The sequence below is a fragment of the Clostridium sp. E02 genome (genome assembly GCF_003833015.1).
In the GTDB taxonomy this organism is placed as follows: Bacteria; Bacillota; Clostridia; order Lachnospirales; family Lachnospiraceae; genus Lacrimispora.
In genome coordinates this window covers 71,461-87,641 of record NZ_RJLQ01000010.1, presented here as the reverse complement: position 1 = coordinate 87,641, position 16,181 = coordinate 71,461, and the positions used below count along the sequence as shown (strand labels likewise).

General features: G+C 41.1%; 18 protein-coding genes. 13 read left to right on the top strand and 5 right to left on the bottom strand.

Annotated features, from left to right (window positions below; translation table 11 throughout):
- Nucleotides 1-849, bottom strand: a complete 849-nt coding sequence (gene pdaA / locus EFT72_RS09190; RefSeq protein ID WP_124066622.1) for a delta-lactam-biosynthetic de-N-acetylase — start codon at nt 847-849, stop codon at nt 1-3.
- Between the two features lie 73 nt (nt 850-922).
- Entirely contained in the window at nt 923-1,858 is a 936-nt protein-coding gene (arcC, locus tag EFT72_RS09185; RefSeq protein ID WP_124066621.1) for a carbamate kinase, read from the bottom strand.
- Between the two features lie 214 nt (nt 1,859-2,072).
- Here arcC and EFT72_RS09180 point away from each other — a divergent pair, with 214 nt between their 5' ends.
- On the top strand, nt 2,073-2,825 hold the full coding sequence (locus tag EFT72_RS09180) for a type II CAAX endopeptidase family protein (RefSeq protein WP_124066620.1): 753 nt from the start codon (nt 2,073-2,075) through the stop codon (nt 2,823-2,825).
- Nucleotides 2,822-3,841, top strand: coding sequence for a glycosyltransferase family 2 protein (locus EFT72_RS09175; protein ID WP_124066619.1), 1,020 nt, complete (start codon nt 2,822-2,824; stop codon nt 3,839-3,841). Before EFT72_RS09180 ends, EFT72_RS09175 begins: the two co-directional genes overlap by 4 nt.
- 46 nt (nt 3,842-3,887) lie before the next feature.
- Here the strand turns inward: EFT72_RS09175 and EFT72_RS09170 are convergent, their stop codons facing one another.
- Nucleotides 3,888-4,544, bottom strand: a complete 657-nt coding sequence (locus EFT72_RS09170) for a phosphatase PAP2 family protein (RefSeq protein WP_124066618.1) — start codon at nt 4,542-4,544, stop codon at nt 3,888-3,890.
- A 218-nt stretch (nt 4,545-4,762) separates the two neighbouring features.
- On the opposite strand from EFT72_RS09170, the gene EFT72_RS09165 reads away from it, so the two are divergent.
- The 3 genes from EFT72_RS09165 to EFT72_RS09155 all read left to right on the top strand — a co-directional run bounded on the left by EFT72_RS09165 (nt 4,763) and on the right by EFT72_RS09155 (nt 7,408).
- Nucleotides 4,763-5,242, top strand: coding sequence for a small multi-drug export protein (locus EFT72_RS09165; RefSeq protein ID WP_124066617.1), 480 nt, complete (start codon nt 4,763-4,765; stop codon nt 5,240-5,242).
- A 22-nt stretch (nt 5,243-5,264) separates the two neighbouring features.
- Nucleotides 5,265-5,951 (top strand): NUDIX hydrolase, encoded by a 687-nt coding sequence (locus EFT72_RS09160; protein WP_124066616.1) that lies wholly within the window; start codon nt 5,265-5,267, stop codon nt 5,949-5,951.
- Nucleotides 5,952-6,088: 137 nt separating this feature from the next.
- Nucleotides 6,089-7,408, top strand: a complete 1,320-nt coding sequence (locus tag EFT72_RS09155; protein ID WP_124066615.1) for a D-alanyl-D-alanine carboxypeptidase family protein — start codon at nt 6,089-6,091, stop codon at nt 7,406-7,408.
- Between the two features lie 40 nt (nt 7,409-7,448).
- Here EFT72_RS09155 and EFT72_RS09150 read toward each other — a convergent pair whose 3' ends face one another.
- The gene (locus EFT72_RS09150; protein WP_124066614.1) at nt 7,449-7,703 is read right to left on the bottom strand and encodes a helix-turn-helix transcriptional regulator; all 255 of its coding nucleotides are present in this window, start codon (nt 7,701-7,703) and stop codon (nt 7,449-7,451) included.
- A gap of 154 nt (nt 7,704-7,857) precedes the next feature.
- On the opposite strand from EFT72_RS09150, the gene EFT72_RS09145 reads away from it, so the two are divergent.
- The 8 genes from EFT72_RS09145 (at nt 7,858) to EFT72_RS09110 (ending at nt 15,619) form a co-directional block, all read left to right on the top strand.
- Nucleotides 7,858-8,727: a metallophosphoesterase gene (locus EFT72_RS09145; protein WP_243109981.1), complete on the top strand. Its 870-nt coding sequence runs from the start codon at nt 7,858-7,860 to the stop codon at nt 8,725-8,727.
- Between the two features lie 84 nt (nt 8,728-8,811).
- On the top strand, nt 8,812-9,606 hold the full coding sequence (locus EFT72_RS09140; protein ID WP_124066613.1) for a segregation/condensation protein A: 795 nt from the start codon (nt 8,812-8,814) through the stop codon (nt 9,604-9,606).
- Between the two features lie 4 nt (nt 9,607-9,610).
- Nucleotides 9,611-10,273, top strand: a complete 663-nt coding sequence (gene scpB / locus EFT72_RS09135) for an SMC-Scp complex subunit ScpB (protein WP_124066612.1) — start codon at nt 9,611-9,613, stop codon at nt 10,271-10,273.
- The gene (locus tag EFT72_RS09130) at nt 10,270-10,707 is read left to right on the top strand and encodes a dUTP diphosphatase (RefSeq protein WP_124066611.1); all 438 of its coding nucleotides are present in this window, start codon (nt 10,270-10,272) and stop codon (nt 10,705-10,707) included. The genes scpB and EFT72_RS09130 overlap by 4 nt, the downstream gene beginning before the upstream one ends.
- Nucleotides 10,708-10,741: 34 nt before the next feature.
- Complete coding sequence (locus EFT72_RS09125) at nt 10,742-11,512, top strand: tetratricopeptide repeat protein (protein ID WP_124066610.1); 771 nt, start codon at nt 10,742-10,744, stop codon at nt 11,510-11,512.
- 12 nt (nt 11,513-11,524) lie between these two features.
- Complete coding sequence (gene hflX / locus EFT72_RS09120) at nt 11,525-12,790, top strand: GTPase HflX (RefSeq protein WP_124066609.1); 1,266 nt, start codon at nt 11,525-11,527, stop codon at nt 12,788-12,790.
- A 135-nt stretch (nt 12,791-12,925) separates the two neighbouring features.
- Entirely contained in the window at nt 12,926-15,298 is a 2,373-nt protein-coding gene (locus EFT72_RS09115; protein WP_124066608.1) for a ribonucleoside triphosphate reductase, read from the top strand.
- A gap of 51 nt (nt 15,299-15,349) precedes the next feature.
- Nucleotides 15,350-15,619 (top strand): hypothetical protein, encoded by a 270-nt coding sequence (locus EFT72_RS09110; protein ID WP_124066607.1) that lies wholly within the window; start codon nt 15,350-15,352, stop codon nt 15,617-15,619.
- Between the two features lie 106 nt (nt 15,620-15,725).
- Here the strand turns inward: EFT72_RS09110 and EFT72_RS09105 are convergent, their stop codons facing one another.
- On the bottom strand, nt 15,726-16,166 hold the full coding sequence (locus EFT72_RS09105; protein WP_124066606.1) for an Rrf2 family transcriptional regulator: 441 nt from the start codon (nt 16,164-16,166) through the stop codon (nt 15,726-15,728).
- Nucleotides 16,167-16,181: the final 15 nt, after the last annotated feature.

The window sequence follows — 16,181 nt, the reverse complement described above, 5'->3', positions numbered from 1 at the left end:
TTATTCTTCTTTTTGCATGTGGTCAACCAATTGATCCAGTGTGCCAAATTGATATCCCATCTCTTCCCACTTGGTTAAGAGCTCATCAAGAATTTCTGCATTGGTTTTTGAAGTACTGTGCAAAAGAACGATGGCACCGGGATGAATTCTTCCCAACAGTTTTTTGAAGGCTTCTTCCTTGGTCGGTTGTTTATCCTGATACCAGTCCACATAAGCAAGACTCCAGAAAAATGTACAGTATCCCATATCTTTGGCTAACTTAAGGTTAGTTTCACTGTATTTTCCCTGGGGCGGACGGTAGTATTTTTTCATGGACTGTCCAGTTGTCTTTTCAAATAGAGTTTCCAGGTTCCCAATTTCTTTTTCGAATCCTTCTTTGGAGGAAATCTTTGACATATCCGGATGATGATAGGTATGGTTTCCCACGATATGTCCTTCATCAACCATTCGTTTTACCAGATCAGGAGCTGTTTCTATGTAGTTGCCAACCACGAAAAATGTAGCATGAGCATGATGCTTTTTTAAGGCATCCAGTATTGCAGGGGTATTGCCATTTTCATAACCAGCATCAAAGGTAAGGTAGAGCACTTTCTCTGGAGTTTTATCCGCATAGTAGGATTGATATTGTTTTAAGTAATCCATGGTCGCATTAGCAACTGGGGGCTGACCTTCTTGTTGGAAACTCAGTCCCCAATTTCCATCTGCAGCTGTTTCGATGACCTTGTGATGATCCGTAAATTTGGCACCAAGATGTCCAGCCAAAAAAGCGCAGAGAAAGAGGAGGAATACCTTTAATACGTATTTTCCTTTTTCTGGATCGATCTGTTTTTTGCGAATGAAGTTCATCATTTAAAACTCCGTTACCTGTCGTTTGGTCTAATATATGAAAGTAAGGTTTGTCCTTATTCAAATAGGTTACGGATTATTCTTTTATTTGGGTTCCAGCTTTTCCCTCTAAGCTTGCCTTTGCCTTTTCCAGTGACGTGATGATCGCCGTCCGGTTTCTCCCATGTAAAATAAAGTCCAAGGATGCTTCGATCTTTGGCAGCATAGAACCAGCTTCAAATTCTCCGGCTTCCATATAAGCGGTTGCTTCTTTTGTGTTCATAAAGTTGAGGGCAGATTCATCTGATTTACCATAATGATGCGTCACATTGTCTACACTTGTTAAAATCATCAGTACATCGGCATCGATTTCTTTCGCAAGAAGACCAGCGGCTCTGTCTTTCTCAATCACTGCACTGGCGCCTTTTAAGTAGCATCCTTGTTCCATCACTGGGATTCCGCCTCCGCCACAGGCAATGGCGATTTGATCTGCATCTAAGATCGCCTTAATGCTGTCAATTTCAACAATGGAGACTGGCTTTGGAGAGGCTACGACTCTGCGAAATCCCTGGTTGGAAATTTCCTCGACATAGTTCCCTTTCTCTTCCTCTTCTTTTGCTTCTTTTGCTGTCATCAATCTCCCGATGGATTTCATGGGAGTATAGAATGCTTCGTCATAAGGATTCACCATCATCTGGGTCAAAATGGTGACAACTGGCTTGTAAATCCCCCGTTTGATAAGCTCTGCCCGAATGCCGTTTTGCAAATCGTATCCGATATAGCCCTGACTCATGGCAGAGCAGACGGACATTGGTGCAGAGGTATACCCATCATGTAGTTTTCCGAATTCATTCATAGCAGTATGGATCATACCTACTTGAGGAGCATTGCTGTGTGTCACAGCCACTTGCCAGCCAGCCTGGATAAAGTCAGCGATGACTACGGCTGTCTTTGCAACGGCAGTTTTCTGTTCTGGCAAATTAGTTCCTAAAGCGTTGTGCCCTAAAGCGATTACAATACGTTTTTTTGGCATAATATTTCCCTCTCCGTGTGATGTTATATTGGCAGAAATCATAAAAATATTATAGTATCAAGAGTAGAAAAAAGCAACCCATTAAAAGGTTTGTGTCAGCACGTTGTTTAATTTTGGTTTTCTTTAGAAAAAATTTAAGAAAAATTGGTGGATATATTAAACACAGGTGGTATAATGTTTAGGAAGATACAGAAAAAGAAAGGACCCTTAGTTTATGATAGTGATGATTCTGCATCTGATTCTTCCGATTTTCTTTTATACGATGATAACGACTCTGCTCTTTATGGGATTGGAATTAGGGGCTCTGGAAGCCACTGCGATCTCAGCAGTGATTACCATTCCGATCCTTATTTATATTTATGGTAGAGATCAAAAGCGAAGAGGGGAGTTGGGGAGGGACGGGGTTAACCTTGAAGATAGTTTTATTTATATTGTTTTGTTTGGTTTGTCTCTCTGCATACTGGGTAACTTTATTGTGGAGTCCCTAGGAATCAGTGGGCTGTCAAAAGCATATGAAGAAGCAGCCAAATCGCTGTATTCTCCGTCCTTTGCCGTTCAGATTATGGCCTCAGGACTTGTGATTCCAATTGCGGAAGAGCTGATATTTAGAGGGATGATTTTTGCTTCCTTGAAAGAACGTCTGCCCTTTTTCGTTTCGGCTTTTCTATCAGCAGGTATATTTGCCCTATTTCATGGGAATCTTCCCCAGGGGATGTATGCGTTTTTACTTGGATTCGCCGCAGCGTGGCTGTATCAGACTGCAAAAGGTATTCTAGCCCCCTGTGTTTTCCACATATCAGCCAATTTGTTTTCGCTTTTTGTAACGAATGCTGGTGTGGCAAATTTATTGTTTCAAACAGAGAATTTGGCAGCAACAACGTTTGTTGTAGGGGGATCTGCCGCCCTGTCTGTATTTTGTATGATCCGGATTTACTGGAAAAACAATTCAAAGGAGGATATTGTGTGAAACTTTTATCTGTAGCGATTCCATGCTATCATTCAGAAGCTTATATGAAAAAATGTATTGATTCTCTTCTTCCCGGAGGAGATGAAGTGGAGATCTTAATCGTTGATGACGGCTCGAAGAATGACCGTACGGGGGAAATTGCAGACGAATATGAAAAAAAATATCCTGATATATGCAAGGCAATCCATCAGGAGAATGGAGGGCATGGAGCCGCAGTGAATGCGGGCTTAAAGAATGCTGTGGGGATCTATTTTAAAGTTGTTGATAGCGATGACTGGGTGGATCCATCTGCATACACAGAGATTCTTAATACACTAAGACAATTTGTTTACGGGGAAAAAACACTGGATATGCTAGTAAGTAATTTTGTCTATGAAAAACAGGGTGCACGTAGGAAGAAGGTTATGAATTATCGGCTGGCACTTCCTCAGAATCAGCTAATTGACTGGTCTGATGTGAAGCTTTTTATGCTTGGACAGTACATCTTAATGCATTCCGTAATCTATCGTACAGAACTTTTAAAAGAATGCCAATTAGAACTTCCAAAGCATACCTTTTATGTGGATAATATATTTGTTTACCAGCCACTGCCTTACGTGAAAACCATGTATTATCTGAATGTGAATTTTTATCGATACTTCATTGGAAGAGAGGATCAGTCTGTCAATGAATCTGTGATGATAGGACGAATTGACCAACAGATCCGTGTGACGAAGCTTATGCTAGGTTATCATGATGTAACAAAGATGAAGCAAAGAAAACTTCGGCGCTATATGGTGCGATACTTAGAAATCATGATGGTTATATCTTCAATTCTGGCGATTAAATCAGGATCGGAAGAAAATATGGAGAAGAAAAAAGAATTATGGCAGCATCTTCGTAAACAGAATTTTAAATTATACTTAAGACTTCGATGGGGATTCTTGGGCCAGGGAGTGAACCTACCTGGAAAAGGTGGTATGAAGTTTCCAATAACCATCTACAAGATGACACAAAAGTTCTTTGGTTTTAACTAAAAAATCCCCCCTATCCTTAATGGATCAGGGGGGACTTTTTATTCTGTTAACTGATGGCTTTTTCTGAAACCTTTTTTCGGTTCGGTACCAAAGAATTGGTATAGATAAACTGATACATAACATATGCCATAACGATAGAACCAAGTCCATCAAAGGCAGAATGTTGTTTTAGGAAGACTGTTGCCAGACAGATGGATATCATCAATAAAAAAGATCCAGTCTGAATCAGTGGATAATTCTTCATACGCCTGCTTTTGATAACCGCAATGTGAACACAAATGGAGTTGTAAACATGAATGCTTGGAAATACATTGGTGCAGGTATCTGCCGAATATAACCGTGCAACAATGGCAGAGTAAAAATTCTTATCTGGATTGATGAATGGCCTGAAATCCGTACCGTTTGGAAAGACTGTACAGATCACCAGACTGATGGTCATGCCGGTAAAGAGCATAGCACAGAGCCGGTAGTAACCTTTCACGTCAGTTAAAAAAAAGTAACAGACAGCTACTGCCACATAAGCAAACCACAAAAGATACGGAATGATGAAGTATTCATTAAATGGGATAAAGTCATCTATGGCAAGGTGCATGATATGATAATGGCTTGTCACTGTCTTTTCCAAGTATAGAAACCATGGAATATAAATAAAGGCGAAGCTGAGTATCCAGACGTGCCGATACTTTTTAAACAGATTTTTCATTGTAATCACCCTTCTTAGCTGGAATAAAATTGACCAACTTTTGTGGATTATAACACAATAGATTTAACAGTACAATAGTCTTTCTTAAATGTTAATATATTATTCAGAAACAGTTCCATTTCATGCCATTAAATTATAATATTTATATAAAACAGTTGATAGACAGTTCATCTTTGTGTATAGTATAGGGGCAGACTTTAATACGAAAGGAATAGAAAATGTTACAAAAATATATGACAGTGTTTCTGATTTCAATGGTTCCACTCGTTGAACTTCGTGGTGCGATTCCATATTCCAGAATCATAGGGCTGCCTTTATTCCAGTCTTATATCATTGCGATTATTGGAAACATGCTGCCTGTACCGATTATCTATCTGTTTGCCAGAAGGGTATTAGAATGGGGCGCGGACAAACCAATAATTGGCAGCTTTTTTACCTGGTGTCTGAATAAAGGAGAACACGGAGGGAAAAAACTACAGGCAAAAGCTGGACGAGGGTTATTTATAGCCCTACTGCTATTTGTAGGGATCCCTTTACCGGGAACCGGTGCCTGGACCGGCACTTTGGCAGCCAGCCTGCTTGATGTTGATTTTAAATCCAGTATATTAGCGGTGATGGGAGGCGTTCTTTTGGCGGGTGTGATTATGGCCCTTGCCAGTGCAGGGGTTTTAGGAGCGCTAAAATCCATCGTTTTCTGAAACTGGTAGGAAGAAGGGCAGAATGGAACGAAAGAATGAAGAAGGGCTGACGGAGAAAGAATTTTTAGCACAGTATCGTCCGGGAGACTACGAACGACCCTCCTTAACGGTTGATGTTTTGATTTTTGCATTAGACGAGGAAGAGGAGAATGCTGAAATTCTACTTATTAAGCGAAAAAACCACCCATGTATGGATCAATGGGCAATTCCCGGCGGATTTGTCAATTTAGATGAATCGTTAGAAGAAGCAGCTGCAAGAGAACTTTTCGAGGAAACAGGGTTACATGGAATCTGTTTGGAACAGCTCTATACTTGGGGGAATGTGAAACGAGATCCTAGGTCAAGGGTGATTTCCGTGTCGTTTGTAGCTTTGATCTCGAAGGATCAACTGATTTTAGAGGCTGGCGATGATGCTTCTAAGGCATGTTGGTTTGAAGTAAATAAAAAGAAAATTTCAGATTTGGAACATGGATCAACTTATGCGCTTACAATCGAGAATGAAGACGAACATATCTTTATGAGCTATCGGGTTACCGAAACTTATGAACGCCAGGGCTATATGTGGAAAAAAGATACCGATATAGAACTACTTCCAGTGATTGACATGCAAGATCAAGAAAAACTTGCTTTTGATCATGAAGAGATTTTAAATGCGGCTATGGATCGTTTGGAAGATCTGGAAAAAGAATATAGAGAACAGACATATTAAGAAAAACACATCCCTGATTAGGGGATGTGTTTTTTGTTACAGATGTAAGAAAAAATTAATGGAAAATGGGAAATATTATGTTATACTAATGGAAGAAAAAAGAACGAAAACCAGATTTATACAGGAGAATATAGACAATGATGAAAAACACAAAAAGAATTTTTAGTTTTGTAATTGGCTTTGCACTTCTTGTTTCCGTACCTTCCTACGGATCCGCTGTGCCATTGGTGCAGCCATTCCCTCATTCCTATGATCAGACGCAGAACCAAAATGGCCCTTCAGGAACGGGAGTCGACAACAGTCAAAAGTCCGATACACAGGAGAATAACAAAACAGAAGGGACGGGGAGCCAGTCAGTAACAAAACCTGAGATTGCTTCAGAAGGCGCCTTTCTCCTTGATGCCTCCTCAGGTGAGGTTTTATATTCCAAAAACGGGGAAACCAGGTATTATCCTGCAAGTATCACAAAACTTATGACAGCATTGATTGTTGCAGAACGGTCTAAGCTATCGGATACGGTTGTATTTTCAAAAACAGCCACCACAAATTTAGAATCAGGCGCAGTCACACTTTCCTTAACGGAGGGTGACAAACTGACCGTAGAACAGTGCCTTTACGGTCTGATGCTCCGGTCTGCCAATGAAGTAGCCAATGGTCTGGCGGAGCATACAGCAGGGAGCATTGGTTCCTTTGCTGGGATGATGAATGCGAAGGCAAAGGCTCTAGGTTGTACCAACACAAATTTTGTCAATCCCAACGGCTTAAATAATACCAATCATTACACAACTCCTCATGATATGGCCCTGATAGCGAAGGCCGCATTTGAGAATGATATCGTTCGGAAGGTGTGTGCAACAAAGAGCTACCAGATACCGGCGACAAAAAAGGCTTCTGCCAGAACCATTACTATGGGACATAAGATGATCAAATCTTCTGACTCCAGATATTATCCTGGTGTGATTGGAGGAAAAACCGGATATACCTCTCTGGCGGGCAACACATTAGTTACCTGTGCGGAGAAAGATGGAGTACGTCTGCTTGCTGTTGTTCTGAAAAGCAAGTCAACCCATTATGCCGATACAAAAGCGTTGCTTGATTATGGATTTGCTTTAAAAGGTGGACAGGCATTGTCAAAGCAGGAACAAACTTCTGGTTGGATAAAGATAGTTTCCAGATGGTATTACAAGAAATCAGATGGAAACAGAGCGTGCAATGAGTGGTTGAAGATTGATGGCAGCTATTATTGGTTTGATTCTGATTCTGCGATGGCAACTGGATTTCGCCAATTCTCCAACAATGCCTGGTATTATTTTCATTCTAATGGGGCGATGGCTGAAAACTACTGGGTTAAATCCAAAGAAAAGTGGTATTATATGGGAGAAGATGGTGCGATGTTGAAAGATACGGTAACACCGGATGGATACCGTCTGAATGCAGATGGAGCCTGGAATTTATAAAATAAGATTTAAGGTGAATCTTAAGATGCAAAAAAGAGCCTTATGGCTCTTTTTTACTTGGATTTTCTTGCTCATCAGTTTTTGTATCTTCTATTTTATCGGGCTGATATTCCAGTATATCCTCAACACTACAATTAAGAATTCGGCAGAGCATATCAATGGTATGTGTTGACACAAAATTATTCTTTTTAAGGCGACCGATCTGTCCGGCGCTCACTTTGCAGTATTTGATTAGATGATACTGACTGATATTTTTCCTTTTCATCGTTTCCCATAGTCTGTCATAAACAATCATGTTTTTATCACCTCTTATTTAATTAAACCGTGATTATCCAGTATTGTATATTATCCATAATTGGATCGCCCTCTAAAGAAGGAAGTCTTAGACTTGACTTTAGCAGGTTTTTGAGTGTATGATGAATGGACAGCATAAGAAGGAATGAGAATGGATGAGGAAAGAAAAGATGTGGATTGCTGCCGGAGTTTTTTGTGCCACATTGGGTGCAGGATGTCTGTTACGCTCGAAACATGAAAAAGAACAAATTACTGTAGAAAATACGAACATTACCAGTGACAAGATCAAGAAAGATTGCACCATCGTATTTCTTTCTGATCTACACAGTCACTGTTTTGGAAAAGAGAATCATAAATTACTGTCAGCCATAGATCAAATAAACCCGGATGTGATACTGGTTGGGGGAGATATGATGGTTGCGAAAGGAAAAGGGGATACCAATGTCAGTCTAATGTTGATGAAGAGGCTGGCATCTCGGTATCCTGTTTTCTATGGGAACGGAAATCATGAAATTCGTATGGATCAAGAACGGCATATTTACGGAGATGGCTGGGATGTTTTTCGGAAAAAATTAAAAAAATTTGGGGTGATTGTCTTGGCAGACCGGACAGAGGTGTACCGAAGAGATATCTCCATCACTGGGATTGATTTGGATTCCGGATGTTACCGAAAATTTCATCCAGAGAAGATGACGAAGAAAGAGATGGAAGATAAAATAGGCAAAGCAGATTCCAAGCGCTTTCAAATTCTGCTTTGCCACTCGCCGCTCTATTTCCACGCATGTGAAACGTGGGGATCAGATTTAACACTATCCGGACATTTTCATGGAGGAACCATACGCCTTCCCCTTGTAGGAGGCATTATGACGCCTCAGTTTCAATTTTTCAATCCTTATTGCGCAGGGACATTCACAAAAAACAGCCGGCATATGATTGTTAGCAGAGGATTAGGTACACACTCGATTAATATCCGCATTAACAACAAGCCCCAGATCGTGGTGGTTAAGTTAAAGGCGAAAAGCTGACTTTTGAACCTGCCATATATTTACAGATGAACTAGGATTTGATATACTTATCGGTGGTATGTTTGATCTGCTTTGGAGGAAAGTATGGGAATCTCTTATAAACTGGATAATTTTGAAGGTCCGTTGGATCTTTTGCTACACTTGATTGAAAAGAATAAAGTGAATATCTACGATATTCCCATTGTAACAATTACAGAGCAGTACCTTGATTATGTAAGTCATATGGAGACGGAAGACTTAAATGTAGTGAGTGAGTTTTTGGTCATGGCTGCAACGCTGATTGATATCAAGGCTCGAATGCTTCTTCCCAAAGAGGTGAATGAAGAAGGGGAGGAAGAAGACCCCAGGGCGGAACTTGTGGCACGCCTTTTGGAATACAAATATTATAAATACATGTCTCTGGAACTAAAAGACCGGGAGGTGGGGGCGGACCGCCTGTTTTATAAAGAAGCAACCGTTCCACCAGAAGTGGCTAAATATGAGCCACCGGTGGATTTGGACAAGTTGCTTCGTGGTCTTAGCCTGGCAAAACTTCAGGAGATCTTCCGTGGGGTAACAAAACGAACGCAAGACCGGATTGATCCGATTAGAAGTCGGTTTGGGACCATTCGAAAAGAAACGGTTAGTCTAGAGAGTAAGATAAAGTCCGTTTTAGAGTATGCCCGGGAATTCCGGAAGTTTTTCTTTCGGAAGATGTTGAATCATAAGCCTGATCGGGTCGAAGTGGTAGTGACGTTTTTAGCACTATTAGAGCTGATGAAAATTGGCAAAATTTCATTGACCCAAGAGCATTTATTTGATGATATGCTGATTGAAACCCTGGAACCAGAAGGGGAAGAAGGGGAACTGAATTTATCGGAACTGGGGGAGGAAGAATAGAACGATGGATAAGGATACTCTTTTCGTTGATACATCCAAAAAGAGCACAAAAGAAGAGAAAAAATGGGAAGCAGTGATCGAAGCCGTTTTGTTTACCATGGGGAGTTCTGTTTCACTTAGCCAGCTGGCGGCTGCCATTGATCAAAAAGAAGAGATCGCGAAAGAAGCAGTCAAACGCTTGATGAGACGATTTGACGCTGGTAAAAGAGGGATTCAAATCATAGAGTTGGAGAACAGTTACCAGATGTGCACCCGGCTGGAATATTATGATTATCTGATTCGAGTGGCGGCTGTACCCAAAAAGCATGCATTAACGGATGTGGTGTTAGAAACTCTTTCTATTATTGCATACAAACAGCCCATAACAAAGATTGAGATTGAAAAAATCAGAGGTGTAAAATCGGACCATGCCGTGAATAAACTGGTGGAATACAACCTAGTCTATGAAGTGGGACGTTTGGATGCGCCGGGAAGACCGGCTCTATTTGCAACCACAGAGGAATTTTTAAGAAGATTTGGAATCGGCTCTACAAAGAACCTTCCTGTAGCGGATCCGGAGGTAGCTGCCGAAATCCGTATGGAAGTAGAGGAAGAGTTATCCGAAAGCGGAGAGTTGATTTCACAGAAGAATAACCAAGAGAATACAGAGTTGGAGGACATAAATTGAAAGATCACATAAGAATTAAATATTTTACAGATAAGATAGACAGACTTACTTACATTGAAGATAAATCAGACTGGATCGACCTTCGTGCAGCAGAACAAGTAGAGATAAAAGCAGGAGAATTCAAATTGATTCCCCTGGGAGTTGCGATGGAGCTTCCAACGGGATATGAAGCCCATATAGTTCCAAGAAGCAGTACATTTAAAAATTTTGGAATCATTCAAACCAATAGTATGGGTGTAATTGATGAGACTTATTGCGGAGATAATGACCAATGGTTTTTCCCAGCCTATGCACTTAGGGATACTGTGATTCAAATCAATGACCGGATTTGTCAGTTTCGGATTATGGAACATCAGCCAGCCCTTGAGTTCCAGGAAGTGGAAGTGTTAGACAATAAAGACAGAGGCGGCATCGGAAGCACAGGGAAAAATTAAGATTGATCGCCTTAAAAAAGATGGAGATAATAAGATGAAGCGAAAGACTGGATATGCATCTTTGGTTCTTGCATTATTCCTGATTGTGTTTTTATTGGCAGGCTGTGGGAAACAGCCCCAGAGAAATACTTTTCGAGAAGATGGAATCCTCTTACTGAATCAAGGGGAGTATAAGAAGGCTGTGGATTCATTTGATCATGCCTTGGACGCTTCGAAAGGCCTGGTAAATAAATTTGATTTAGATGTTTTAAAATACCGAGCAGAAGCGGAGTATTTATCAAAGGATTATAAAGCAGCAGTGGCCTCTTATGATGTCCTGATACAAGTAGATGGAGATAAACCGGAATATTTTAATATGCGATCTGCTTCCAAAGCAGAGACAGGTGATATAAAAGGCTCAATAAAGGATTATAAACGAGGAATAGAACTTGATAAAGCATCCCCCCAAAGACTTCCTGCACTATTGGCAACAGGTACGGCATTGGAACAGGCTGGATCATTCTCTGAGGCCATGGAACTTTATCAGGCAGCAGAAGCAGATGGAGTAACAAGTGCTTTACTCTATAACCGTATGGGACTTTGTCAGATGGCGAAAAAAGACTGGGAAAGTGCCGCTTCTTTCTTTCAAAAGGGGATACAGGCACCAGAGGGTGATAAGGTAACAGAACTTTTGTTTAATCAAGCCGTTTGTGAAGAGTACAAAGGTAACTTTAAGGCGGCTCTTTTATTAATGAACCAGTATGTGAATGCTCACGGCACGGATGAAGAGGCGGAACGTGAGATCAAATTTTTAAAAACAAGATAGGTTGGGAAATGAATGGCAGATCTGATTGATTTAAAAGAAGTAGAAGAAAGAGTCATACTTGTTGGTGTCAGTACGGGAGATGGAGAAGATATGAAAGCATCTCTTGATGAACTAGAAGAGCTGGCAAAGACGGCTGGAGCGATGACAGCGGATAAGATCATACAGAACCGGGAACGTGTGCATCCGGGGACTTATCTGGGAAAAGGAAAGATCCAGGAGATTAAGGAACGTATCTGGGAACTGAATGCGACGGGGGTGGTTTGTGATGATGAACTTTCGCCAGCTCAGATGCGAAACTTAGAGGAAGCACTTGATATTAAGGTTATGGACCGAACCATGGTGATTCTGGATATCTTTGCATCCAGAGCGACCACAAGCGAGGGGAAAATTCAGGTTGAACTGGCACAATTAAAATATCGGGCGGCAAGACTGGTAGGTCTACGCAGATCTTTGTCCCGTCTAGGAGGCGGAATAGGAACCAGGGGACCCGGAGAGAAAAAACTAGAGATGGATCGAAGACTGATCCATGACCGAATTGGATTTTTAAAGGGAGAATTGGAATCAGTAAAGCGGCATAGGGAGATCGCCAGGCAGCAAAGAGATAAGAATTATATTCCGGTTGCTGCTATCGTAGGTTATACCAATGCAGGCAAGTCCACATTGCTGAACAAACTTACCAATGCAGGTATTCTTGCAGAGGATAAATTATTCGCAACCCTTGATCCGACCACGCGCAATTTAAGTTTGCCGGCAGGACAACAGATTCTTCTGACCGACACGGTCGGATTTATCCGAAAGCTTCCACATCACCTGATTGAAGCGTTTAAGAGTACCCTGGAGGAAGCAAAATACAGTACGATTATTCTTCATGTGGTGGATTGTTCCAACCCACAGATGGATCTACAGATGCATACGGTGTATGAGACATTAAGGGATCTAAACGTTACGGACAAGATCATGGTGACTGTTTTTAATAAAACAGATTCCGTAGAGTCAGAGATTACGTTACGTGATCCCTCCACCGATTATCAGGTTCGTATATCCGCAAAAACAGGAGAAGGTCTTGATGAACTGTTAAATCTTTTGGAGGGAATCTTAAGAAGTCAAAAAGTATTTCTGGAAAAAGTCTACTCCTATCAGGATGCCGGTAAGATCCAGTTTATTCGCAAATATGGGCAGCTTTTAAAAGAAGAATACCAGGAAGATGGGATTTTAATTCAAGCCTATGTACCGTCGGAATTGTTTGCTTCTATTGCAGACAGTACCGATACTATTTAAGTCCGAATAAGCACAATATGTAGGAAAAGGTTAAAAACCAAAACTACATATTGTGCTTTTTGTTTTATTCTGTTATAATACCTATGGTACAGAAGAGTTGAAAAAGGGTTTTGAAAAGGAAAGGAGTTAGGTTTGATGATCCAGGTTGTAAAAAGAGATGGGGAAGAGGCTTTATTTAGTCTTTCAAAGATTACGGAAGCGATAAAAAAGGCGTTTCTAGCCACTGACATGGAGTTTAACCACGAGATTCTGGAACTTTTATCTTTACGGGTGACAGCTGATTTTCAGAGTAGTATGTCAAACGGAATGATTATGGTTGAGCAGATTCAGGACAGTGTAGAGCATGTGCTGGAACAAGCAGGATACACCAGTGTGGCAAAAGCGTACATATTGTATAGAAAACAGAGAGAAAAAATTCGCAACATGAAGAACACGATCCTAGATTATAAGGAGGTGGTCAACAGTTATGTGAAAGTAGAGGATTGGCGTGTAAAAGAAAACTCCACTGTCACGTATTCGGTTGGGGGATTGATCTTAAGCAATTCCGGTGCGGTTACGGCTAATTACTGGCTCTCAGAAATCTATGATCAGGAGATCGCAGATGCCCATAGAAACGCAGATATCCATATCCATGACTTATCTATGCTCACAGGGTATTGTGCAGGCTGGTCATTAAGACAGCTTCTTTTAGAAGGACTTGGAGGGATAACTGGAAAAATCACCTCCTCACCTGCCAAACATTTATCCGTTCTCTGCAATCAGATGGTCAACTATCTTGGAATTATGCAGAACGAGTGGGCAGGGGCACAGGCATTTTCCTCTTTTGATACCTATCTGGCTCCTTTTGTAAAGACGGATCACATGTCATACAAAGAAGTAAAAAAAAGCATAGAATCGTTTATATATGGAGTTAATACACCAAGCCGTTGGGGAACCCAGGCTCCCTTTTCCAATATTACTCTAGACTGGACCGTTCCAGCAGATATGGCGGAGTTAAATGCCATTGTTGGCGGCAAAGAGATGGACTTTAAATATAAAGATTGTAAAAAAGAGATGGATATGGTCAATAAGGCATTTATTGAAACGATGATTGAAGGGGATGCCAATGGAAGAGGGTTTCAGTACCCCATACCTACCTATTCCATTACAAAGGATTTTGACTGGTCAGATACAGAGAACAATCAACTGTTGTTTGAGATGACCTCTAAATATGGAACTCCTTATTTTTCTAATTATATCAATAGCGATATGGAGCCAAGTGATGTGCGGAGCATGTGCTGCCGGCTAAGGCTGGATCTTAGAGAATTAAGGAGAAAGACCGGAGGGTTCTTTGGTTCCGGGGAAAGTACGGGTTCAGTAGGTGTGGTTACCATTAACATGCCAAGAATTTCCTATCTTTCCAAAGACGAGACGGATTTTTATAGACGGTTGGATCATATGATGGATATTTCCGCTCGGTCTCTAAAAATCAAACGAGATATAATCACCAAATTATTAAATCAAGGTCTATATCCATACACCAAACGGTATCTCGGCAGCTTTGAGAATCATTTTTCCACGATTGGTCTGATTGGTATGAATGAAGCTGGTTTAAATGCATGCTGGCTGGGAACAGACTTGACCGATAAAAGAACTCAAACCTTTACAAAAGAAGTTTTAAACCATATGAGAAAGAAGCTCTCTGATTATCAGGAACAGTATGGAGATCTTTATAATCTAGAGGCAACGCCGGCGGAGTCTACTACATACCGTTTGGCAAAGCATGATAAGGAACAATATCCCCATATCAAAACCGCAGGTCATGAAGGGGATACGCCTTATTACACCAACAGTTCCCACCTTCCAGTTGATTATTCCACAGATGTTTTTGACGCACTGGATATACAGGATGAATTACAGACTTTATATACATCTGGAACCGTATTCCACGCATTTTTGGGAGAAAAACTTCCAGACTGGGTGGCTGCAGCAAAACTAGTGAAAACCATAGCAGATCATTACAAACTGCCTTATTATACATTATCCCCCACGTATTCGATCTGTTCGGAGCATGGATATCTGGCAGGGGAACATAAGCTATGCCCTGTTTGCAAGAAACCAGCTGAAGTTTACAGCCGGATTACAGGTTATTACCGGCCAGTTTTAAACTGGAATGAGGGAAAGACTCAGGAATACAAAAACAGGACTACTTACTGCGTCAACGGTTCGGTTTTAAAGACAGAGGAAGGGGAAGTAAGACAGGAAAAGCAAGGCGAGAAAAAAACAGAAATTCCAACAGGAGCGTATCTGTTTATCTCAAAAACCTGCCCCAACTGCCGGACAGTTAAGAAGTTTCTGGAACATGTAGAATATGAAACCATAGATGCAGAAGAGAATGCAGAACTAGCAGTAAGTCTTGGGATCATGCAAGCCCCAACTTTAGTTGTAGTAGAAAATGGACTGATTCAGAAAATCAATAATGTATCAGATATCAAAAAATATGCGGAAAGTATCTCTGTGAAAGGTTAGAAAAGCGGTTGCAGAATCTTTTATCTGATTAAACGGAAAGGGGTATGGTATATGGAATATGAGAACACATGGGCAATGTATGGAGAGACAGGTGCAATTGCCAGAAAAAGCATAGAGGCGGAGCATCATCACATCAGCATGCAGATACAATCCCATGGAAAAGAAACCTACATTCTGGTCATTGAGGCAGGGATCGAAGCCGTGTCTGTGGAACTCAAATCAAAGATACAGAAAGAGGCATTTCTAGAAGCAGATGGTTTTGCCAGAGATTATTTCAGGAATAAAGCCCGGTTATTTGAGGAGATAGCAGATCGAATTTGATCGATTTATCATGGGGGTTTTCATTCAAGGATATTTTTCTATAAAAAATTCTCCCAGTAAGGACTTTTCTGTCCCCATGGGAGAATTTTTTAATTCTTTGAGTCCATCAGACCCTTTCTTGTAAGGCAGCTTCTTCCAGACGGATCTGTTCATTTACCAAGTCTGCAAGTGTGATGCTATCGACTACCTCAGAGATCGCCGTATCTAGCTTTTTCCACACGATCATACTTGCACAAATATCTGCACGGCTGCAGGAATTTATGTCTTCTTCCATGCAGGAAACGGGTACCAAACTTCCCTCTGCAAGGCGAAGGATCATGCCTACGGTATATTCCTCAGGGTCTTTTGTGAGATAATAGCCACCCTGGGCACCTCTTCTGCTTTTTACATATCCGGCACGACTTAAGATTGTTACGATCTGTTCTAAATATTTGTCGGATATGCCCTGGCGTTCGGCCACTTGATTGATCTTTGTGCACTTTCCTGGATTTAGAGCAAATTCAATCATCATACGAAGGGCGTAGCGTCCCTTGGTCGAAAATTTCATCAAGACGAATCTCCT

Excerpts from the sequence above, each read along its gene's own strand:
- pdaA (WP_124066622.1), bottom strand. The coding sequence starts at position 849 with ATGATGAACTTCATTCGCAAAAAACAGATCGATCCAGAAAAAGGAAAA.
- arcC (WP_124066621.1), bottom strand. The coding sequence starts at position 1,858 with ATGCCAAAAAAACGTATTGTAATCGCTTTAGGGCACAACGCTTTAGGA.
- EFT72_RS09180 (WP_124066620.1), top strand. The coding sequence starts at position 2,073 with ATGATAGTGATGATTCTGCATCTGATTCTTCCGATTTTCTTTTATACG.
- EFT72_RS09170 (WP_124066618.1), bottom strand. The coding sequence starts at position 4,544 with ATGAAAAATCTGTTTAAAAAGTATCGGCACGTCTGGATACTCAGCTTC.
- EFT72_RS09165 (WP_124066617.1), top strand. The coding sequence starts at position 4,763 with ATGTTACAAAAATATATGACAGTGTTTCTGATTTCAATGGTTCCACTC.
- EFT72_RS09160 (WP_124066616.1), top strand. The coding sequence starts at position 5,265 with ATGGAACGAAAGAATGAAGAAGGGCTGACGGAGAAAGAATTTTTAGCA.
- EFT72_RS09155 (WP_124066615.1), top strand. The coding sequence starts at position 6,089 with ATGATGAAAAACACAAAAAGAATTTTTAGTTTTGTAATTGGCTTTGCA.
- EFT72_RS09150 (WP_124066614.1), bottom strand. The coding sequence starts at position 7,703 with ATGATTGTTTATGACAGACTATGGGAAACGATGAAAAGGAAAAATATC.
- EFT72_RS09145 (WP_243109981.1), top strand. The coding sequence starts at position 7,858 with ATGAGGAAAGAAAAGATGTGGATTGCTGCCGGAGTTTTTTGTGCCACA.
- EFT72_RS09140 (WP_124066613.1), top strand. The coding sequence starts at position 8,812 with ATGGGAATCTCTTATAAACTGGATAATTTTGAAGGTCCGTTGGATCTT.
- scpB (WP_124066612.1), top strand. The coding sequence starts at position 9,611 with ATGGATAAGGATACTCTTTTCGTTGATACATCCAAAAAGAGCACAAAA.
- EFT72_RS09125 (WP_124066610.1), top strand. The coding sequence starts at position 10,742 with ATGAAGCGAAAGACTGGATATGCATCTTTGGTTCTTGCATTATTCCTG.
- hflX (WP_124066609.1), top strand. The coding sequence starts at position 11,525 with ATGGCAGATCTGATTGATTTAAAAGAAGTAGAAGAAAGAGTCATACTT.
- EFT72_RS09115 (WP_124066608.1), top strand. The coding sequence starts at position 12,926 with ATGATCCAGGTTGTAAAAAGAGATGGGGAAGAGGCTTTATTTAGTCTT.
- EFT72_RS09110 (WP_124066607.1), top strand. The coding sequence starts at position 15,350 with ATGGAATATGAGAACACATGGGCAATGTATGGAGAGACAGGTGCAATT.
- EFT72_RS09105 (WP_124066606.1), bottom strand. The coding sequence starts at position 16,166 with ATGAAATTTTCGACCAAGGGACGCTACGCCCTTCGTATGATGATTGAA.